The following is a 20,061-nucleotide window of genomic DNA, read 5'->3' as shown; positions in this document are numbered from 1 at the left end:
AACATTATGGCAGATAACAGTTTTCACACAACAGTAGAATCCCTGTTTAAGGGAATGGACAGTTTTATTACGACGAAGACGGTGGTGGGCGATGCGATTCATATCGGGGATACCATCATTCTTCCGCTCGTGGATGTATCATTTGGAGTTGCCGCAGGAGCATTTTCACAGGATAAGAAGAACAACGGAGCAGGCGGTATGGGCGGCAAGATTATGCCGAGCGCTGTGCTGGTGATCCAGAACGGTACCACGAAGCTCGTGAACATCAAGAACCAGGACGGCGTCACAAAGATTCTGGATATGGTGCCGGATTTTGTGAACAAATTTACCTCCAGGAATCAGGTCGCAGCCGATACAGCGTCCGCTGCAGACGAGGATGAGACGAAGGCGAGAGAAGCGGCTGGCAAAGAGATGGAGGACATCTTAAAGGATTCCGTGAACAAAGAAGAAAACTAAAAAACAGTAGAGAAACTTCCGGCAGATGCATATGATGAAGAGACAGATTGTTTGGGGGATCTTATGAAGCGGATGATGGGATTTGCACTGTTTTGCTTTTCCATGGGGATGCTGGTGATGCTCGTGCTCCACAGCCGTTTCTTTGGGTTCCTTCTTCTGGTATTATGCATGATCGCCGGTTACTATCTGTTCTGCTGTGATGACTGAGAGCACACGGCAGAGGAGAGGGAAGACGGAAAAAATATTTATGCAAACTTTATATTCGTTGGAGAAAAATGTGAGCATTTCTTCCAACTGAATGTTTGCATCAAATTCCGTGTCTCTTCCACGTTTGGACACTCACGGAGTGTGTCCGACAAGCCGCAGACAATGAGCGGACTTTCTGGTGTCCCTAATGGCACCTCTTCATAGACAATATAAAACCGCGCGAACCGAAACTCGCCGGCATCTGCTATTGAAAATAGGGCAGATGCCGACTCAAACATCGGCTTCGCGCGGTTATGTTTTATTCGACAACAGATGGCATTTATGCCATCTGTTGTCTGGTGCCGCAAGGGACACACACAAAAGTCCTAAAATTGTCTGCTGGCTTGCGGACACAGTCCGTGGAGTGCTCCAAACTTGGAAAGACACGGATCATCGAAGATGCAAACATTCGGTTGGTTAGAAATTCCACATTTTTTGAACCGAATTTCCATCTCCATTTCCACATGAAATCTCCAAGTGTGTTTCATATAATATTACTTATCACTCCAAAGAGATCCATGCTTATTGCGGCAATTACTTAGTTGGAACGGCTTATGCGAGCAATTCCTTTACGCATGCAGCAATGGCGTCGTCCTTGCAGTTTGCATAGAAATATTCGGCAAAATGTTCGCCGCTCAATGCACCGACGACGAGATCACGGTCAAGCTCTTTTAAGATGGAGACGAGATCGCGGTGTGTGACTTTTTTCACCTCATCGAGGATTTTCTTGTTGCGCTGCTCCGGCACGACACGCTCCTTCGGATAACCGCCACCGCCCGGTGCACAGAATAATTTCTCGAAGATGTATGTGAGGTTTAGCTCGCCGCCCCAGCCGAAGTTCTCTGCGAACGGGAGAGCAATACAGTTGCCGTCATTGACCTGTGAGAAGAGATAAGCATCCAGAGGAGACTCTACATGTCCGCAGAGTACCTGCGGGAAGGAATTGCAGGCAAGCATAGCACCCTCGCCGGTACCGCATCCTGTGATGACGAAATCGGCTGCACCGGAATTCAATAATACAGCGGCAAGAATACCGTTCTGGACATAGGTGAGCGGATGCTCATCCTCGGCAGAGTACATACCGTAATTGAATACGGTGTGACCCGTCGGCTCTACAACGGACTTTAATGTGTTGCAGATCATTTCATTCTTGGCTGCCTGGCTGTTTTCGTTGATTAAAGCGATTTTCATAATGGTTTAGACCTCCGTTTTATAACAAATCTGTCATGGCTACGTCGTCCATGTCGTCAAAATCCTGATTCTCACCGACCATGCCCCAGATAAAGGTGTAAGCCTGGGTGCCGCATCCGGAGTGGATCGACCAGCTCGGGGAGATGACTGCCTGCTCGTTGCGCATTACAATGTGGCGTGTCTCTGTCGGCTCACCCATGTAGTGCATGACAAGGGCATCTTCTGGCATATCGAAATACAGATAGACCTCCATGCGTCTGTCGTGTGTATGGCAAGGCATTGTGTTCCATACGCTTCCCGGCTCAAGTTTTGTCATGCCCATTTCCAGCTGGCAGCTCTCTACCTGACCAGGAAGGATATATTTGCAGATCGTTCTGTGGTTTGCTGTCTCCAGGGAACCGAGTTCTACTTTGTTGCAGTCCTTGACGATGACAACACCATCTTCCGGTGTGCCTTCCGGCTTGATGAGAACGGTTGGACATGTGCGGTGTGCAGGAGCACTGTTTAAATAGAATTTTGCCGGTGCAGCGGCGTCATCGCTTGCAAAAGTAATGTCGCGGGAGCCCATGCCGATATACATGCCTTCCTTGTGTGCAACGTGGTAAGCCTTTCCATCGATGGTGATGGTGCCTGCGCCGCCGATATTGATGACGCCAAGCTCACGGCGCTCACAGAAATACTGTGCGCGGAGTTCGTCGCCGGCGGTCAGCTTTAAGGTCTCTTTTACCGGAACGGCAGAACCGGTAATGATACGGTCGATATGGCTGTATACCAGTTTGATGACATCCGGCAAAAACAGGTCGTCAATCAGAAATTCCTCTCTTAAACGTTCGGTGGTGTAGTGTTTGACATCTCTTGGAGATGCAGCTGTTCTAAGTTCCATGATAAAATATCCTTTCTATGTATTGTTGCATGAAATGCCCGGAAAACCGGGCATTTCAATGGGAAACCAATTAGCAGGTCTTTAAGTCAAATCCGAAGTAGTTGACGGCATTGTTGTAGCAGATTCCCTTCACGATCTCCTCAAGTGTCTCGTAGTCTGCCGGGAACTCGCCGTTCTCTACCCAGTTGCCGATCAGATTGCAGAGAATTCTGCGGAAGTAATCGTGACGGGTATAGGATAAGAAGCTTCTGGAGTCTGTCAGCATTCCCACGAATCCGGAAAGGTTTCCAAGGTTGGCGAGAGAGATCATCTGATCCTGCATGCCTGTCTTGTGATCGTTGAACCACCATGCGGAACCCTGCTGAATCTTTGCAACTGCGGTGGAATCCTGGAAGCAGCCGAGGATCGTGCCGATGGCCTGGTTGTCGTTCGGGTTCAAGCTGTAGATGATCGTTTTCGGAAGTTCGTCACTCTGATTTAAGGCATTTAAGAAATCTGCCATCTCAGAAGAAGGAGCGTAGTTGTTGATACAGTCATATCCAGTATCCGGTCCGAGCTTGTTGAACATCGGTGTGTTGTTGTCGCGCTTGCAGCCGTAGTGCAGCTGCATTACCCAGTTGCGCTTTGCATACTCTTTGCCGACATTGACCATGAATGCCGTCTTGAACTTTAATTCTTCTTCCTTGGTGACATCATTTCCTGCAAGACGTTTTGCGAAGATGCTCTCGATCTCTTCTGCGGAAGCAGGAGCGTACATTACATACTCTAACGCGTGGTCGGAGACACAGCATCCCATGGAAGCGAAGAAATCCATGCGGTTGGAAAGTGCCTTGCACAGATCCGCGAAGGTGGCAACCTTGATGCCGGATACAGCGGATAACTGATCCAGGTACTCCGGATAGGTCGGTTTTTCAATGTTCATTGCCTTGTCCGGGCGCCATGCAGGAAGAACCTTTACGTCGAAAGAAGCATCCTCGGCGATCTTCTTGTGCCACTCCAGAGAATCGATCGGATCATCGGTGGTGCAGATCAGTGTGACGTTGGACTGCTTGATGATGTTGCGGACAGTCATATCCGGCTCAGCGAGACGCTTGTTGCAGAGCTCCCATACTTCCTCAGCGGTGTTTTTGTTGAGCACGCCGTGATAGCCGAAATATTTCTGCAGCTCCAAATGGCTCCAGTGGAAGAGTGGATTGCCGATAGCTTTGCCGAGTACCTCAGCCCACTTTAAGAATTTCTCCTTGTCGGAAGCGTCGCCTGTAATGAAGCGCTCGTCCACGCCGCAGGAACGCATGAAGCGCCATTTATAATGGTCGCCGCCGAGCCATACCTGTGTGATATTTTCGAACTGACGGTCCTCATAAATCTCCTGCGGGTTGATGTGGCAGTGGTAATCCAGAATCGGTGTGGCTGCCGCATAATCGTTGTACAGCTTTTGGGCTGTCTCTGTCTGCAGTAAAAAGTCTTTGTCCATAAATGTTTTCATCTTTTTTTCCTCCATAAGTTGTTCTTGGTATATTTGAAAACCTTAAAATAATGTAGTGCCTCGTTTGATAAGTTTGCCGGAAAAAATGGATTTCTTCGGCATTTCCTCACCCTGGAGAACTCCGAGCAGAGTCTGCACCAGCTGATGCGTCTGTGTCTCAAGACGGTTGTCAACGGAGGTAAGCTCCGGTGTACAGCAGGTGGTGAGCATGGAATTATTATATCCAATTACCGACAAATCTTCCGGTACGCAAAGTCCCTGACGTCTGGCGTATTTCATGGCGCCTATGGCAAGCGGATCCTCCGATGCGATCACGCCGTGAAAACTCAGCTTCTTTTTGGAAAGACGTTCCAGATAATTGGCGACGTCGTCCATCTGCTGCGGGTCTCCCTCGTAGAAGAGAATCCGTTTCTCGTAATCCGGGACAGAGTGTGCCTCCATGGCGGCGCGAAAACCGCCCAGCTTTTTGACGCCGCTGTAGGAATTGGAATTGTACAGATAGAGAATGTCCTCAATCCCCGCGTCAAGCATGGAAACGGTTGCCTCGAACATAGATGTGTAATCGTCGCAGAGTGTGCTGTACACATTCGGATAGTCAAAGGAAGCGTTGAGCAGCATAATGGGAACCTGTGCGGAAACGTCCTTGATGTACTGGTTCTCCTCCTCATTGGTACCGATGAAGTTGGAACCAACGAGAATAATGCCATCCACTTTCTTGGAAAGAATGAGGTTTAAGTAATTCTTCTTGATGTCCAGATTGTAACCGGTACAGCATAAAAGGGATTCATAGCCGTTGGACTGAAGCTCCTGCTCGAGATAATACACTGCCTTGGCGAGAAAAAGATCCGAGGAATCGGCACAGAGAATACCGATCGTCTGTACGGAATGAAGTCCCATGCCGCGCGCAAATGCATTCGGAGTATAGTCGTATTTTTCTATAATATCCATTACCTTTTTTCGGGTAGCTGGCCGGACTTTATCGCTTCCGTTTAGAACACGGGAGACGGTGGCAATGGAAACACCGGCTTTCTTCGAAATGTCGTAAATTGTCATGGTGTGATTCCTTTTGAAACTCCTTAATATGGAAGAAATGAGATGCTTCCCAGGGCGTTACATGTAAAGTTACATAATGTAAGGTACAAAACAAGTATAGCTGTGAAAGCAGTTTCATTGCAACCACATTTATTATACAATATTGAAATTGAGAAAGCAACAACAGAAACAGGAAAAAATAACAAAAATGCCAAAAGAATGAAAAAAAAGTAATGGAATATAGATAACATCACTAAATTGTGCAAAATTACATATTGACTAATCCTATAAAAGGTGTAAGAATACATGGTGTAAACGCTTACAAAGTAACAAAATGCAGTATATATCAGAATACCAGGAGGATATCATGGACTTATTAAGCAGAGAAAAAACAGGAAAGGTTGAAAGACCTGTCAGAGTATTACAGTTTGGAGAGGGAAATTTCCTTCGTGCTTTTGTGGATTATATGATTGATATAGCGAACGAGCAGGGCAGATTCAATGGCGATATCGTGTTGGTAAAGCCGATCGAGTTCGGAAGCCTGGATCGTTTCCACGAGCAGGAATGTCAGTATACCGTACAGCTGCGCGGAATTGTAGATGGAGAACCGAAGCGCATTAACCGTATTGTGACCAGTGTGGCAGATGCGGTAGATGCATATGGCGAATATGAAAAGTATGCGGCATTTGCAAAACTGGATACACTCCGTTATATCGTATCTAATACAACAGAGGCAGGAATCGTGTATGACGATACCGACCGCCTGGAGATGAACCCGCCGAAGAGTTATCCGGGAAAATTAACCAAGTTCTTATATGAGAGATACAAGCACTTTGACGGTGCGGCTGACAAGGGTCTTGTGATGCTGCCGGTAGAGCTCATCGATGACAATGGTATTCATTTAAAAGAGTGCGTATTAAAGCTTGCAAAACTCTGGAACCTGGAGGAAGAATTTACTGCATGGCTGAATGATGCATGTGTATTTACCTCCACACTGGTTGACCGTATCGTTACCGGATATCCGAGAGACGAGGCGGAGGAGCTGTGCAAAGAGTTCGGCTACCAGGACAACTTAATCGTAACGGGCGAGCCGTTTGCACTCTGGGTAATCGAGAGTGCAAAGGACATCAGCAAAGAGTTCCCGCTTCCGGATGCAGGACTTCCAGTGATCTTTACAGACAACCAGAAGCCGTATAAACAGAGAAAGGTCAGAATTTTAAACGGAGCGCACACATCCTTTGTACTTGCGTCCTATCTGTGCGGCAACGACATCGTATTAGAGTCCATGCAGGATGAACTGATTTTTAACTTCATGAAAGCAACCATTTTCGATGAAGTAATTCCGACGCTGACACTTCCGAAGCAGGATCTGATCGATTTCGCAGAGGCGGTAATCACAAGATTCAACAATCCGTATGTAAAGCACGCACTGTTATCCATCTCCCTGAACTCTGTATCCAAGTGGAGAGCAAGATGTATGCCGAGCTTCTTGGGGTACATCGAGAAGGAAGGAAAGCTTCCGGTACACCTGACATTCTCGCTGGCAGCCCTGATGGCATTCTATACAGGAACAGAGATCCGCGACAAGGCGCTGATCGGACACCGCGACGGACAGGAGTACAATATTTTAGACGACGCTGCGGTATTGGAGTTCTTCGCAGCCAACAGTTCTAAGGGCGCGAGAGAGTATGCACATGCAGTTCTCTCCAACGAGGCATTCTGGGGACAGGATCTGAGCGCTCTTGCAGGAGTGGAGGATGCAGTTGCTTCCTATATAGAAGAGATCCGCGCACTTGGAATGCGTAAGGCAATGGAGAAGATTTTTGCATAATACACTGTGAAAAACAGGCAGGAGACGATTCATGAAGGATTTTATCAAGATCAATGAAAATGATAATGTTATCGTGGCATTGAAGGAACTGACAGCCGGGGAGACCATTCTGGCGGGAACACAGGAGGTTACAGCAAGGGAAACGATCCCGGCGGGACACAAGATGGCAATCCGCGATATTGCGGCCGGAGCCGAGGTGATCAAATACGGTTTTAGGATCGGCAATGCGAAGGAGAACATTGCAGCGGGACAGTGGGTGCATGTACATAATTTAAAGACGGCACTCGGCGATCTGCTGGAATACACTTATCAGCCGGTGGAGACGAATGTGAAAAAGACAGAGGATGTCAAATTCATGGGCTTCGCCCGCGCCAATGGAAAAGTTGGCGTCCGCAACGAAGTCTGGATCATCCCGACCGTCGGCTGTGTCAACAATATTGCAACCGCAATGGCGAAGGCAGCCAACGCAAGAGTGAAGGGAAGCGTTGAGGAAGTCATCGCATTCCCGCATCCGTATGGATGTTCCCAGATGGGAGACGACCAGGAGCACACCAGAACGATTCTGGCGGATCTGGTAAATCATCCGAATGCGGGCGGCGTTCTCGTGCTCGGACTGGGATGTGAGAACAGCAATATAGGCGAATTGAAAAAATACATCGGCGATTACGATGAGAATTGCGTAAAATTCCTGGTTTGTCAGGAATGTGAGGACGAGATGGAGGAGGGAGCAAAACTCCTGAATGAACTCATCGATTATGCGTCCGCGTTTGAGCGCGAGCCGATCAGTGCCTCAAAGCTGATTGTCGGAATGAAGTGCGGCGGCAGCGATGGATTCTCCGGAATTACGGCCAATCCGCTGGTGGGCAGATTCTCAGATCTTCTGATCGGAAAGGGCGGCACCACGATCCTTACCGAAGTGCCGGAAATGTTTGGCGCGGAGACGCTTCTGATGAACCGCTGCGCCAACAGGGAACTGTTCGATGAGACAGTCTCACTGATCAACGACTTCAAGCAGTATTTCAAGGACAATCATCAGACGATTTATGAGAATCCGTCTCCTGGAAATAAGAAGGGTGGTATCTCGACACTGGAAGATAAATCACTGGGCTGTACACAGAAGTCCGGAAGCGCACCGGTGTGCGGCGTGCTTTCCTATGGAGAGTGTGTAAAAACCTCAGGATTAAACCTCCTGTCTGCACCGGGCAATGATCTGGTGGCGGCGACGGCACTTGCGGCGAGCGGCGCACATATCGTACTGTTTACGACAGGGCGCGGAACACCGTTTGCGTCCCCGGTTCCGACCGTGAAGATTTCCAGCAACAGTACGCTGGCCGGAAAGAAGAAAAACTGGATCGACTTCAATGCGGGCGTGCTGGTGGAAGACGCGGAGTTAGACACAGTGGGACAGCAGCTGTTCGACTATGTGATCGACGTGGCGTCCGGCAGAAAAGTCTGCAGCGAGGAAGCGGGCTTCCACGATATGGCAATCTTCAAACAGGGCGTGACACTGTAGCTGAAAAGCAGTAGTTAAGCAATCGATGCGGCTTTCGGCCACTGCGGCTGATGCCACATGAATAATAGAAAAGGAGAACATAAAAATGGGAATTTTAGACAATTTTTCACTTGAGGGTAAAGTAGCACTTGTAACAGGTGCATCTTACGGAATCGGTTTTGCAATCGCAACTGCATTCGCAGAGGCAGGCGCAACAATCGTATTCAACGACATCAGGCAGGAACTTGTGGACAAGGGACTTGCTTCCTATGAAGAGAAGGGCATCAAGGCACACGGTTATGTCTGCGACGTGACAAACGAGGAGCAGGTGGAAGCCATGGTGGCACAGATCGAGAAGGAAGTCGGAACGATCGACATTCTTGTCAACAATGCAGGAATTATCAAGCGCATCCCGATGCTTGAGATGAAGGCTTCTGAGTTCAGACAGGTCATCGATGTTGACCTGAACGCGCCGTTTATTGTATCCAAGGCAGTCATTCCAGGAATGATTAAGAAGGGTCATGGAAAGATCATCAACATCTGCTCTATGATGAGTGAGCTCGGCCGTGAGACCGTATCTGCATACGCAGCTGCAAAGGGCGGATTGAAAATGCTTACAAGAAATATCGCGTCTGAGTACGGCGAGCACAACATTCAGTGCAATGGTATCGGACCGGGTTATATTGCAACACCGCAGACCGCTCCGCTCCGTGAGATCCAGCCGGACGGCTCCAGACATCCGTTTGACCAGTTCATCATTGCAAAGACTCCTGCAGCAAGATGGGGCACAGCTGAGGATCTGCAGGGAACCGCTGTTTTCCTGGCTTCCGATGCATCCAACTTTGTCAACGGACACGTTGTATATGTAGACGGCGGTATTCTGGCATACATTGGAAAACAGCCACAATAGACTACATTCCGCACATATTTGCCCATGAAAACATTTCTAACAAAAAAAAGCTAAAATATGAAAAAAAGTAGTGCATTTTTATGAGGACTGTGCTATAATACAACATGTAAGCACTTACATTATTGCAATGTGACTAAAACCTTTCAGAGTGCAAAACGATGAAAGGGCACATTGCCAAGTAATAAAGAAAAAGGAGAAGAAAACTATGAAAAAGGATTTCCTGAAACGCACAATGGCTACCGGTTTAGTAGCAGCCATGGCACTTTCTACCGCAGCCTGTGGAAGTTCCACATCTGAGGAGACAAACACAGACGCAGCAGCCACAACACCGGAGACTCCGGCAACAGAAGCAGCGGCAGCTACAGAGGCAGCAGCTACCGATGATGGTTCTTATGAGAATTGTACATTAACAATGTCATGGTGGGGTGGTGACACCAGACACGAGGCAACATTAAAGGCAATCGAGGCATTTGAGGCAGCTTACCCGGGAATTACCGTAGAACCTACATACGCTGCATGGGATGGATGGGAAGCTAAGATGGCTACCGCATTCGCAGCAGGAACCGCACAGGATGTAAACCAGATCAACTGGAACTGGATTACACAGTATGACAACGATGGAACCGCTTTCCTTAACCTGAATGATTACTCTAACGTAATTGATTTCAGCCAGATCGATTCCACATATCTTGATATGTGTACAGCATCTGACGGATCCCAGGCAGGTATCCCGATTTCCATGACAGGTAGAATTTTCTACTGGGACAAGACAACATTTGATGAGATCGGATGCGAGATCCCGACCACATTAGAGGAGTTAAAGGCTTGCGGTGAGAAGTTCGCAGCATACGGAGATGATTACTATCCGTTAGCTTTAGGTGAGTACGACAGAATGATCCTCATGGTATACTACCTTGAGTCTGTATACGGAACCGACTGGGTAACAGACGGACAGATCAACTACACAACAGACCAGATCGCAGAGGGACTTCAGTTCATCCAGGATCTTGAGGATGCTCATGTGATTCCTTCTGTAGCAACAATCGCTGGTGACGGTGCTGCATCTCTGGATCAGAACCAGAACTGGATCGACGGACACTATGCAGGTATCTTCGAGTGGGATTCTTCTGCAAGCAAATTCGCAAGCGCAGCTGAGGGACGTGAGATCGTTGTTGGTGACTACTTAACAGATCTTGGCGAGTATCAGGGCGGATACGCAAAGGTTTCCATGTGCTGGGCAATCAGCGCAACATGCGAGCATCCGAAGGAGGCTGCATTACTTGTTAACTTCTTAATGAACAACGAAGAAGCAGCACAGATCCTTGGCTCTGAGAGAGGTGTTCCGGTATCTCAGATCGCATTAAAGACAGCTAACGATGCAGGCTTATTAAATGGCCAGGTAGTAGAGGCTAACGGTAAGGTTCTTGCATGGGTATCCAACAGCCTTGATCCGAAGTTCGAGGATTCTCAGTTAAAGAGCAGCGATGGTGTATACTATGATGTAATGGCAGGTTTAAGCTATGGCGATTACACAGTAGAGGAAGCAGCACAGACATTATATGATGGTGTAACAGCTGTTATTTCCCAGTAATCTGACTGCATGAATTCGGAGCTGCTGTTCTTACGACAGCAGCTCCATTTTTAAAAAAGGTGTATGATGGATTTTGATCAGTTTGTATCAGAATATATAGCAGAGGATCATGATTTTGAGCAGCTTTCGGTCATGGTTTTGGAGGGATGCAGAGCATGGTATCCCCTGGCCGCGGAAGCGGAAAAGCAAAAGCTGCAAGAGGTGATGGAGAAAGCTGCCCGTGCGGCGGTAGGTGCCCACCGGTTTGGCAGGTACGTATTTTTTCTGTATGATCAGACGGGAGAAGAACAGTATCGCACCTGGATAGAAAGAAATGCAGAGTGGCTTAAGAACAGCCCGCAGTCCGAAAACGGCGTATTCGGATGCGTGGAGGATTCTTCCCGGAACATATCCGGCAGTGTGATGTTTGCGGTGTATCCATTCTATATGGAGTATGAGACCAGATATCACAACAAGGCGGAGTACGCACAGATCGTCAGACAGCTTCTGACACTGGCACCGTCGGAACAGACGGATATGGAGCAGACGGGGTGGTATCTTATGACGGTGATCGACGTGATAGATAGCATGAGTCGTGAGATTTTCGAACATTACAAATCTCTCGAAGAGATTTTTAAGAAGACCATCAGAAATATTCTTGCCGCCGGCTGGAATAATGATTTCAGTAAAAAAGAAAGTGCAATGATGGGATATTCTATTATAAAGGCTTGCAATCTGGGCGTTTTAAATAGTGAAAAATATGCAGAAATTGGACTTTCCATGATCGATGGTCTGATAAAAGAACCGTTTGATTCAAAAGATTCCGAACGGATGGGCATAGCCATGATGGCTTATGCGCAGAGACTGATTTTAAGTCGTGAGTGAATGAAATTTTAAGATAAGTAGGAGGTACAAAAGGTTGGCTAAGAAAAGTAATACCGCAAATGTTGCAGTGCCAAAGAAGAAAAAAACGTTTGTTGACATTTGCAAAGAAAATATCGGCTTCTTCTTTATTTTGCCATGGTTGTTTGGTTTCCTTGTATTCAAACTGTGGCCGATGGGTTCCTCATTATTCTACAGCTTTACAGACTACAATCTGTTTAAGGGCATGAATGTGATCGGAACACTTCAGAACTATGTGAATGTCTTCACAACCAAGAAGATTACGACAGCGTTGACGGTTACATTCAAGTATGCATTTATCACAGTTCCGTTAAAACTGATATTTGCATTGTTTATCGCTTACATACTGAACTTCAAGATCAAGGGCGTGAATTTCTTCCGTACCGCTTACTATGTACCTTCTATCTTAGGGGGATCGGTTGCCATTGCGGTACTCTGGAAAGCAGTATTCCGCGATGACGGACTTTTAAACGGATTCCTCGGTCTTTTGGGTATTACAGGCCCGAGCTGGCTGTCCGATACAAAGTATTCCCTGTTCGTAATCTGTCTGCTTCGTGTATGGCAGTTCGGTTCTGCAATGATTATTTTCCTTGCAGCGTTAAAGGGTGTTCCACAGGATCTCTACGAGGCGGCTTCGATCGACGGAGCAGGCAAGTGGCGTCAGTTCTTCTCTGTGACAGTGCCGATCATTACACCGGTTATTTTCTACAACCTGGTAACACAGCTCTGTCAGGCATTCCAGGAGTTCAACGGACCGTACATCATCACACAGGGCGGACCGAGAAACTCTACAACACTGATTTCACTTTTGATTTACAACAGTGCGTTCAAACAGTATGACATGGGTATGGCAAGTGCGATGGCATGGGTAATGTTCGTCATCCTGATGATCTTTACCACGATTGCATTCCTGAGCCAGAAATACTGGGTATTCTATTCTGATGAGGAGGGCTAAGAAGAATGGCAGCAGAAAGTAAAACAAAACATTATGTCAATGTATTCTTAAGATATTTTGTCCTGATCCTTGTCGGACTGATTATGATCTATCCGCTGGTCTGGATGGTTGGTGCAACTTTTAAATCCAATGCGGAGATTTTCTCCAGCATCGGTTTCATCCCGAAGAACCCGACACTTGAGGGTTACAAAAAGGCAATGGAGAGCTACGGCGGAGCAATCAACGTATGGAAGGCTATGTTAAACACCTTTTCCTACGTAATTCCGAAGGTAGTATTTACGATGATCTCTGCGACGGTTACCGCTTATGGATTCGGCCGTTTTGAGTTCAAGGGCAGAGGAATTCTCTTCTCCGTATTGATGGCGACATTATTCCTGCCGCAGGTAGTATTGAACGTACCGCAGTTCATCATGTTTTCCAAGATGGGCTGGGTAGATTCCAAGTTATATCTCCCGATCATTGTGCCGACCCTGTTCGCGACGGATACGCTGTTCGTATTCCAGCTGATTCAGTTCCTGCGCAACGTGCCGAAGGAATTGGATGAGGCGGCTAAGATTGACGGATGTAACGCAGTACAGACTCTGGTGAAGGTTATCGTTCCGATGCTTTCCCCGGCGATCACATCCATCGCACTGTTCCAGTTCATGTGGTCATCCAATGACTTCATGGGACCGTTGCTTTACGTGAATACTCCGGCAAAATATCCGCTGGCTATTTTCGTAAAAATGTCCATGGATGCAGATTCCGGATTCCAGTGGAACAGAATTCTGGCACTGTCCCTGATCTCCATCATTCCTTCTCTTGTGGTATTCTTTATGGCACAGGATAAGTTCGTAGATGGTATTTCAGCCGGTGGTGTAAAAGGCTAAAATCAAAAACAAAGCTTAGAAAAAGGGTGGCAGGCTTGTCACCCTTTTGTTGCACTGTAAGAAGTAACGAATGACCGTAAGGTATAAATGGAGGATGAGACAATGGAAATTCGTCTTGTGATGAAAACGGCGAGAAGCGTCTCGCTGGAACTGGATGACGGCGGCATCTATAAGACAAAAGAAGTGTACCGGATTCTTGTAAACGGAGATGAGGTAAAGACAACCGATACCGTCATCACGTCGCTGTATGGCTTGAAGCCGGATACCGACTATGAGATTGGCGTGGAGGATGCCCATGGAACCAGACAGGGAGAGATTGCATTCCGCACGGATTACGAGTTCGTCACACTCAATGTGCGCAAGTTCGGTGCAAAGGGAGACGGTGTGTCGGATGACACCACGTTTATCCAGGCAGCGATCATGGCATGCCCGCCTGAGAGCCGTGTGCTGATCCCGGCAGGAACCTATAAGATTACCAGTCTGTTCTTAAAGAGTGGGATCAGCGTTGAACTGGCGAAAGGCGCGGAACTTTTGGCGGACACCGACCGGTCGCACTATGCAATTCTGCCGGGACTCATCGAGAGCTATGATGAGACGGGAGACTATAATCTCGGAACCTGGGAGGGAAATCCGCTGCCGATGTTTGCGGGAATTATCTCCGGAATTGACGTTTCGGACGTGAATCTCTACGGGGAGGGCAGCATCAACGGAGCTGCCAGCCACGAAAACTGGTGGAAAAATGAGAAGGTGATGGTGGGGGCGTTCCGCCCGAGAATGCTTTCCTTAAACCGCTGCAGAAACATCCGCGTGCAGGGACTTTATTTCCATGACAGTCCGGCATGGGTGATTCATCCGTACTTCAGCGACGAGCTGCTGTTCTGCAACCTGATCGTGGAGAATCCGGCAAAGTCACCGAATACGGACGGTCTTGATCCGGAATCCTGCCGCGATGTGACGATCTGCGGTGTGCGCTTCTCCCTCGGGGATGACTGTATCGCAGTGAAATCCGGAAAGATCTACATGGGAAGAAGATACAAGACGCCATCCTCCAATATTCACGTCTATCAGTGCCTGATGGAGCATGGACACGGCGCGGTCACCGTCGGCAGTGAGATGGCGGGAGGCGTCAATAACCTGATCGTGGAGAAATGCCGGTTTTACCATACCGACCGTGGTCTGCGTATCAAGACGCGCAGGGGACGCGGCAAGGATGCGATTCTGGACAATATTATCTTCCGGGATCTTATGATGGAGCAGGTCATGACGCCGTTTACTGCGAATGCCTTCTATTTCTGCGACCCGGACGGAAGAACCGAGTTTGTGCAGTCGAGAGAACCGTATCCGGTGGATGACGGTACACCGTCCATGAAGCGCTTCTGCTTTGAAAATATCACGGCGAAAGACTGCCATGTGGCAGCATCCTACTTTGACGGTCTGCCGGAGCAGAAGATCGAACAGATTACCATGCGCAACGTATCCGTTTCTTTCGCCGGGCAGGCAAAATGCGACGTGCCGATCATGTCAAACGGCGTGGAAGCATGCTGCAAAAAGGGATTGTATGCGCGGAACGTGAAGAAGCTTGTGCTGGACAACGTCTCCATTGAGGGATGCGAGGGAGAGGAGATCGAACTTCACGACGTGGATGAGGTTGAGCGATAGAAGGCGGCCGGAACATTGGCGGGGCAGGAGAAAGAAAGCCCGGAAAGGATGGAAAAAATGCAGCTTGGAATACGTTTACATGATATCAAAAAGGCACCGCTTGAGGAGCGGCTTGCCATTGCACATGAGCAGGGATTTGCCTGCGGACATCTGGCGCTGGCAAAGGTGATTTCAGAGTATCCGGTGGATGACGGTGCCCTGACGCCGGGATACGCCATGTATTTAAAGAAGATCTTTGCGGCAAATCAGCTGGATGTGGCAGTGCTTGGATGCTACTTGAATCTCGCCAATCCGAATCCGGCAAGCCTTGCAAAGAATACGCACCGCTATCTGGCACATATCCGGTTCGCATCGCTGCTCGGCGCGGGTGTGGTCGGCACGGAAACCGGAGCGGTGAATGAGGAATACCGTTTTGAGGAGCGCAATCATTCCGAGGAAGCGCTAAAAATCTTTATCAACAACCTGCGCCCGGTGGTTTCCTATGCGGAAAAAATGGGCGTGATCGTTGCGATCGAGCCGGTGTACAAGCATATTGTCTGCAATCCGAAGCGGGCGAGAAAGGTGCTTGACGCGATCGGTTCACCGAACCTTCAGATCATTTTCGATCCGGTCAATCTGCTTGATGTTTGCAATTACAAGGACAGGGATGCTATAATAGCAGAAGCGATCGATGTGCTTGGCGAGGATATTGCGATGGTACATATCAAGGATTTTAAGGTGGAGAATAACAGCCTGGTATCGGTGGCAGCCGGAACCGGCGAGATGAACTATGACAGGATCATCCGCTTTATGAAAGAGCGCAAGCCGTATATCCATGCAACCTTAGAGAACACTGTGCCGGAAAATGCCGTGGCATCGCGCGAATACATTCAGAGATTGTGGGAGGAGTGCCATGTGGGATAGATTTTTTGATCTCGACAACGTGGTTTGGCGTACCATTGATAAAATCGGAAAGATATTTTTATTGAATCTGCTCTGGCTGATCTGTTCCCTGCCGGTGTTTACGATCGGGGCATCGACGACCGCCCTGATTTACACCAGCATGAAGCTTTCGGACAATGAAGGGTACTGGCATCAGAATTTTTTCTCGTCGTTTAAGGAGAACTTTAAACAGGCGACGGCGCTGTTTTTTATTTATCTGGCAGCGGGTGCATTCCTGGCGGGCGACTTCCTTTTGGGCGGCCGTGCCGGCAATTCCTTCGGGCAGCTGATGCAGGGAGTGGCGGCAATTCTGTTTGTACCGTATTTTCTTTCGCTCCTCTATGTGTTCGGCGTGCAGGCAAAGTTTGTGAATCCGGTCAAGGCGACGATCCGGTATTCCTTTTTTGTCGCAATGCGCAACATGAAGACGACGATCCAGCTTGCAATCTTGATGATTCTGTTTGTCTGGGTGAACACAACCACGCTGCTTGCCAATTTCCTGACGCTGATCTATGGAATCGGTCTGATGGGGTATTTCTTTGGAATGTACTATAAGCATACGTTCGCCAAATATATCGAGGCGGCGGAAGAAGACTCCGCAGACGAAGAGCAGGAGCGTTAGCGGACGGACACGAAGCTGTTCCGACGAAAACAAGCATAATGAAAAGGAATTGTCGCAATAAGCATATTGTGCTTTGTTTTGATAAGTAATATTACAGGAAATAGATACTTAAAAGTTCCAGATAAACATGCGGCGACAAATTCTGACCGCAAAATCCGGTATTTCTAACCATGCCGCAGCTGACATCCGTGATGATCCGTGTCTTTCCAAGTTTGGAGCACTCCACGGACTGTGTCCGCAAACCGGCAGACAATTTTAGGACTTTTGTGTGTGTCCCTTATGGACACCTCTGAGCAAAACATAACCGCGCGAAGCCGATGTCTGAGTCGGCATCTGCCTTATTTTCAATAGCAGATGCCGGCGAGTTTCGGTTCGCGCGGTTTTATATTGTCTGTGAAGAGGTGCCATTAGGGACACCAGAAAGTCCGCCCATTGTCTGCGGCTTGTCGGACACACTCCGTGAGTGTCCAAACGTGGCCAAGACACAGAATGGGATGCCAGCCACGGCATGGAAGAAATACGTGAATTTTGCTTCAAAGAATTTGCCGCCGTCTGTTTATTCTGGAACTTTTTTGTTCTCTGGTATTCCTGTAATATTACTTATCGCTCGAAAGAGGTCTATGCTTATTGCGGCAATTCTATGCTGCATCAGTCTTCGACGACGCCCGGCTCAAAGGCGACCGGGGCGGCGGAGGAGCCGAGCGGAACGCAGTAGCTCTGATCTGTGGAAAAATCACGGAAGTATACATATTCGGAAGTGATTGTAATGTCCTTGAAATTTCCCTCGAACAGTGTGGTGTAACCGCTGCCGTCCGTGCACATGAATCCGAGACACGGATGTTCGGAATCGTTTTTCTGGAAGTAGATATAATCCCCGTAGAGGTTGTACCAGTCCACGCGGTCCTCGGACAGAAGTGTCTTCTCACCGGTGGCAAGATCCGTGCGGGCGATCGCGTAGTTGCTGTCGCAGTCCATGAAATAGGCGGTGGTATCGTCTATGACAGTCGGCATATAACAGTTCCCGCCGTAGAGCATGCCCTTTGAGTCGTCCGTGGTATTGAGCCGCCAGATATAGTGATCGCTGTCGGTTCCGTTGTAATACATATATTCGCCGTTTGCCGAGCAGGTAAAGTCGGGAGCGGTGTCGACCTGCTTGCAGCCGGAACCGTCGATTTTTACCTTATAAAGTGTGGAACCCTCGGATTCATCATAGCGGATATAGTAAATATAATTCCCGTAGAGGGAAGCGTAGAGGCACGGCGCCGAATCCAGAATCAGAACGGAGTCATCGCCGCCTTCCCTGTCAATGCGGCAGAGACTGTCGGTGTTGACAGAGAGAAAGGAGAGAGCGGCGCCCGTTGCTCCCGGATTGTTGCGCACATAGTAGAGATAATGTTCGTCCGCGTTGATGTAGGATACCGTGTCATCACAGAGCTTGGCCAGATTGCTTCCGTCCGGAGACATCGAATACAGCTTCCCGCCGTCGGACGGGTTGGAAAAATATACCGTGCCGTCGTACTCGCAGAAGAGACCGCCGTTGTAGAGGTTGCCAGCGGTGTTGCCGTTCACGTAACCCTCATTAAAATGAGTCCGGTTGGAGAGATAGTGGAAAATGGCAGCCGCTGCGATAAGCGCGATAATGACGATGACAGCAATGATAATGGAAATCTTTTTTTTTCATGGAATGATTCCTTCTTTCGTCTGAAATGCCGATAAAATATAATCATGGAAATTATAACATTTTCGTCTAATAACTTGCAAGGGTTCTCTTGTCATCAGCACGTTAATGTACTATATTATAAACTAAGGCGGAGTCGGCACAAAAGAGCACCCGGCGGATGCCCTGATACGAAAAGGAAGTCAGACGGTAAGGAGCACTATGAAGAATCTATTAGAGTTGAGAGATGAGATTGATGTCATTGACAAGCAGATCGTTGCGCTGTATCAGCAGCGGATGCAGATCGCGGCTGAGGTGGCGGAATATAAGATAGAGACGGGCAAAAAAGTTTTTGACAAAGACCGTGAAATGGAAAAGCTTGCGACGCTTTCGGCGCTCGGCGACAGCGCGTTCAACCGGCACGGAATCCGGGAGCTGTTCGAGCAGATCATGTCGATCAGTAGAAAGCGCCAGTATCAGCTGATGACGGAGCACGGCATATACGAAAAGCCGGATTTTGAAGAGCTGGACACGTTGGATTATAAAAATGCGCGCATTGTCTTTCAGGGGACGGAGGGCGCCTACACGCAGCTCGCGTTAAAACAGTATTTCGGTGAGGATGCGGGGAACAGCTATCATGTGGAGACCTGGAGGGACGCCATGGAGGCGATCGCCCGCGGGGACGCGGACTATGCGGTGCTGCCGATTGAGAATTCTTCTGCCGGGATTGTCTCCGAGAATTATGATCTCATGGTGGAGTACGGTCACTGCATCGTGGGCGAGCAGATTATCAAGATTGAACATGCACTGCTCGGCGTGCCGGGAGCGAAGCTTTCCGATATCACGGATGTATACTCGCATCCGCAGGCACTGATGCAGTGTGCTAGATACTTAGAAGGACACCGGGAGTGGGAGAAGCACAGCTTAAAAAACACCGCGATGGCGGCACAGAAAGTCAGGGAGGACGGCATGCGGCACAAAGCTGCCATTGCAAGCCGTATTACGGCGGAGATCTACGGTCTTGATGTTCTGGAGGAAGGCATTCAGGACAACAAGCAGAATGCAACCAGATTCATCATCGTGACGGGAAAACATGTGTTTACCAGAAAGGCGAATAAGATCAGTATCTGCTTTGAGGGAGCGCATGAGACCGGTTCTCTCTACCACATGCTGTCCCATCTGATCTATAACGGGATCAACATGGATCACATCGAGTCCAGACCGCTGCCGGAGCGCAACTGGGAATACCGGTTCTTTGTAGACTTTGAGGGGAATCTGAACGATCCGGCGGTGCAGAATGCACTGCGGGGATTGTCGGAAGAGACGACCAGACTGCAGATTCTGGGGAATTACGAAGCGTAAAGTGAGGAATGTGGGA

Annotated in this window: 18 protein-coding genes; 13 read left to right on the top strand and 5 right to left on the bottom strand. The window is 48.6% G+C overall.

Annotated features, from left to right (window positions below; genetic code table 11):
* Nucleotides 1-6: 6 nt before the first annotated feature.
* Together RHOM_RS08035 and RHOM_RS17690 are read left to right on the top strand one after the other, a co-directional pair.
* Nucleotides 7-456, top strand: coding sequence for a GerW family sporulation protein (locus tag RHOM_RS08035; RefSeq protein WP_014079801.1), 450 nt, complete (start codon nt 7-9; stop codon nt 454-456).
* Nucleotides 457-519: 63 nt separating this feature from the next.
* Nucleotides 520-663 carry a hypothetical protein gene (locus tag RHOM_RS17690; RefSeq protein WP_169312219.1) on the top strand — a complete coding sequence of 48 codons (144 nt, stop codon included), beginning with the start codon at nt 520-522 and terminating at the stop codon, nt 661-663.
* Nucleotides 664-1,254: 591 nt separating this feature from the next.
* On the opposite strand, the gene RHOM_RS08030 is transcribed toward RHOM_RS17690, so the two are convergent.
* From RHOM_RS08030 to RHOM_RS08015, 4 genes are all read right to left on the bottom strand, one after another.
* The gene (locus tag RHOM_RS08030) at nt 1,255-1,893 is read right to left on the bottom strand and encodes an RpiB/LacA/LacB family sugar-phosphate isomerase (RefSeq protein WP_014079799.1); all 639 of its coding nucleotides are present in this window, start codon (nt 1,891-1,893) and stop codon (nt 1,255-1,257) included.
* Nucleotides 1,894-1,912: 19 nt separating this feature from the next.
* On the bottom strand, nt 1,913-2,776 hold the full coding sequence (gene kduI, locus RHOM_RS08025) for a 5-dehydro-4-deoxy-D-glucuronate isomerase (protein WP_014079798.1): 864 nt from the start codon (nt 2,774-2,776) through the stop codon (nt 1,913-1,915).
* 70 nt (nt 2,777-2,846) lie between these two features.
* Complete coding sequence (gene uxaC / locus RHOM_RS08020; RefSeq protein WP_014079797.1) at nt 2,847-4,262, bottom strand: glucuronate isomerase; 1,416 nt, start codon at nt 4,260-4,262, stop codon at nt 2,847-2,849.
* A 42-nt stretch (nt 4,263-4,304) separates the two neighbouring features.
* On the bottom strand, nt 4,305-5,315 hold the full coding sequence (locus tag RHOM_RS08015) for a LacI family DNA-binding transcriptional regulator (RefSeq protein WP_014079796.1): 1,011 nt from the start codon (nt 5,313-5,315) through the stop codon (nt 4,305-4,307).
* Nucleotides 5,316-5,661: 346 nt separating this feature from the next.
* Here RHOM_RS08015 and RHOM_RS08010 point away from each other — a divergent pair, with 346 nt between their 5' ends.
* From RHOM_RS08010 to RHOM_RS07965, 10 genes are all read left to right on the top strand, one after another.
* Nucleotides 5,662-7,125: a tagaturonate reductase gene (locus tag RHOM_RS08010; RefSeq protein WP_014079794.1), complete on the top strand. Its 1,464-nt coding sequence runs from the start codon at nt 5,662-5,664 to the stop codon at nt 7,123-7,125.
* A 31-nt stretch (nt 7,126-7,156) separates the two neighbouring features.
* Nucleotides 7,157-8,638 (top strand): UxaA family hydrolase, encoded by a 1,482-nt coding sequence (locus RHOM_RS08005; protein WP_014079793.1) that lies wholly within the window; start codon nt 7,157-7,159, stop codon nt 8,636-8,638.
* An 85-nt stretch (nt 8,639-8,723) separates the two neighbouring features.
* A complete protein-coding gene (locus RHOM_RS08000) occupies nt 8,724-9,527 on the top strand; it encodes a gluconate 5-dehydrogenase (RefSeq protein ID WP_014079792.1) in 804 nt (267 codons plus the stop codon).
* 205 nt (nt 9,528-9,732) lie between these two features.
* Nucleotides 9,733-11,118, top strand: coding sequence for an ABC transporter substrate-binding protein (locus RHOM_RS07995; protein ID WP_014079791.1), 1,386 nt, complete (start codon nt 9,733-9,735; stop codon nt 11,116-11,118).
* Nucleotides 11,119-11,181: 63 nt separating this feature from the next.
* On the top strand, nt 11,182-11,982 hold the full coding sequence (locus RHOM_RS07990) for a glycoside hydrolase family 88 protein (RefSeq protein ID WP_044024649.1): 801 nt from the start codon (nt 11,182-11,184) through the stop codon (nt 11,980-11,982).
* A gap of 34 nt (nt 11,983-12,016) precedes the next feature.
* Nucleotides 12,017-12,955 carry a carbohydrate ABC transporter permease gene (locus tag RHOM_RS07985; protein WP_014079789.1) on the top strand — a complete coding sequence of 313 codons (939 nt, stop codon included), beginning with the start codon at nt 12,017-12,019 and terminating at the stop codon, nt 12,953-12,955.
* A 5-nt stretch (nt 12,956-12,960) separates the two neighbouring features.
* Nucleotides 12,961-13,824: a carbohydrate ABC transporter permease gene (locus RHOM_RS07980; protein WP_014079788.1), complete on the top strand. Its 864-nt coding sequence runs from the start codon at nt 12,961-12,963 to the stop codon at nt 13,822-13,824.
* 102 nt (nt 13,825-13,926) lie between these two features.
* Nucleotides 13,927-15,483, top strand: coding sequence for a glycoside hydrolase family 28 protein (locus RHOM_RS07975; RefSeq protein ID WP_014079787.1), 1,557 nt, complete (start codon nt 13,927-13,929; stop codon nt 15,481-15,483).
* A gap of 57 nt (nt 15,484-15,540) precedes the next feature.
* The gene (locus tag RHOM_RS07970) at nt 15,541-16,386 is read left to right on the top strand and encodes a sugar phosphate isomerase/epimerase family protein (RefSeq protein ID WP_044024923.1); all 846 of its coding nucleotides are present in this window, start codon (nt 15,541-15,543) and stop codon (nt 16,384-16,386) included.
* Entirely contained in the window at nt 16,376-17,026 is a 651-nt protein-coding gene (locus tag RHOM_RS07965; protein ID WP_014079785.1) for a YesL family protein, read from the top strand. Before RHOM_RS07970 ends, RHOM_RS07965 begins: the two co-directional genes overlap by 11 nt.
* Nucleotides 17,027-17,674: 648 nt before the next feature.
* On the opposite strand, the gene RHOM_RS07960 is transcribed toward RHOM_RS07965, so the two are convergent.
* Nucleotides 17,675-18,595 carry a DUF5050 domain-containing protein gene (locus RHOM_RS07960; RefSeq protein ID WP_014079783.1) on the bottom strand — a complete coding sequence of 307 codons (921 nt, stop codon included), beginning with the start codon at nt 18,593-18,595 and terminating at the stop codon, nt 17,675-17,677.
* Between the two features lie 310 nt (nt 18,596-18,905).
* Here RHOM_RS07960 and pheA point away from each other — a divergent pair, with 310 nt between their 5' ends.
* Nucleotides 18,906-20,045: a prephenate dehydratase gene (gene pheA / locus RHOM_RS07955; protein ID WP_014079781.1), complete on the top strand. Its 1,140-nt coding sequence runs from the start codon at nt 18,906-18,908 to the stop codon at nt 20,043-20,045.
* The last annotated feature ends 16 nt before the right edge of the window (nt 20,046-20,061 follow it).

The sequence above is a fragment of the Roseburia hominis A2-183 genome, from assembly GCF_000225345.1.
GTDB classification, from domain to species: domain Bacteria; phylum Bacillota; class Clostridia; order Lachnospirales; family Lachnospiraceae; genus Roseburia; species Roseburia hominis.
This window is presented reverse-complemented; position numbering and strand designations above follow the sequence as displayed.

What these genes read in the sequence shown, in the direction of transcription:
- RHOM_RS08035 (WP_014079801.1), top strand. Translation starts at nt 7, where the DNA reads ATGGCAGATAACAGTTTTCACACAACAGTAGAATCCCTGTTTAAGGGA.
- RHOM_RS17690 (WP_169312219.1), top strand. Translation starts at nt 520, where the DNA reads ATGAAGCGGATGATGGGATTTGCACTGTTTTGCTTTTCCATGGGGATG.
- RHOM_RS08030 (WP_014079799.1), bottom strand. Translation starts at nt 1,893, where the DNA reads ATGAAAATCGCTTTAATCAACGAAAACAGCCAGGCAGCCAAGAATGAA.
- kduI (WP_014079798.1), bottom strand. Translation starts at nt 2,776, where the DNA reads ATGGAACTTAGAACAGCTGCATCTCCAAGAGATGTCAAACACTACACC.
- uxaC (WP_014079797.1), bottom strand. Translation starts at nt 4,262, where the DNA reads ATGAAAACATTTATGGACAAAGACTTTTTACTGCAGACAGAGACAGCC.
- RHOM_RS08015 (WP_014079796.1), bottom strand. Translation starts at nt 5,315, where the DNA reads ATGACAATTTACGACATTTCGAAGAAAGCCGGTGTTTCCATTGCCACC.
- RHOM_RS08010 (WP_014079794.1), top strand. Translation starts at nt 5,662, where the DNA reads ATGGACTTATTAAGCAGAGAAAAAACAGGAAAGGTTGAAAGACCTGTC.
- RHOM_RS08005 (WP_014079793.1), top strand. Translation starts at nt 7,157, where the DNA reads ATGAAGGATTTTATCAAGATCAATGAAAATGATAATGTTATCGTGGCA.
- RHOM_RS08000 (WP_014079792.1), top strand. Translation starts at nt 8,724, where the DNA reads ATGGGAATTTTAGACAATTTTTCACTTGAGGGTAAAGTAGCACTTGTA.
- RHOM_RS07995 (WP_014079791.1), top strand. Translation starts at nt 9,733, where the DNA reads ATGAAAAAGGATTTCCTGAAACGCACAATGGCTACCGGTTTAGTAGCA.
- RHOM_RS07990 (WP_044024649.1), top strand. Translation starts at nt 11,182, where the DNA reads ATGATGGATTTTGATCAGTTTGTATCAGAATATATAGCAGAGGATCAT.
- RHOM_RS07980 (WP_014079788.1), top strand. Translation starts at nt 12,961, where the DNA reads ATGGCAGCAGAAAGTAAAACAAAACATTATGTCAATGTATTCTTAAGA.
- RHOM_RS07975 (WP_014079787.1), top strand. Translation starts at nt 13,927, where the DNA reads ATGGAAATTCGTCTTGTGATGAAAACGGCGAGAAGCGTCTCGCTGGAA.
- RHOM_RS07970 (WP_044024923.1), top strand. Translation starts at nt 15,541, where the DNA reads ATGCAGCTTGGAATACGTTTACATGATATCAAAAAGGCACCGCTTGAG.
- RHOM_RS07965 (WP_014079785.1), top strand. Translation starts at nt 16,376, where the DNA reads ATGTGGGATAGATTTTTTGATCTCGACAACGTGGTTTGGCGTACCATT.
- pheA (WP_014079781.1), top strand. Translation starts at nt 18,906, where the DNA reads ATGAAGAATCTATTAGAGTTGAGAGATGAGATTGATGTCATTGACAAG.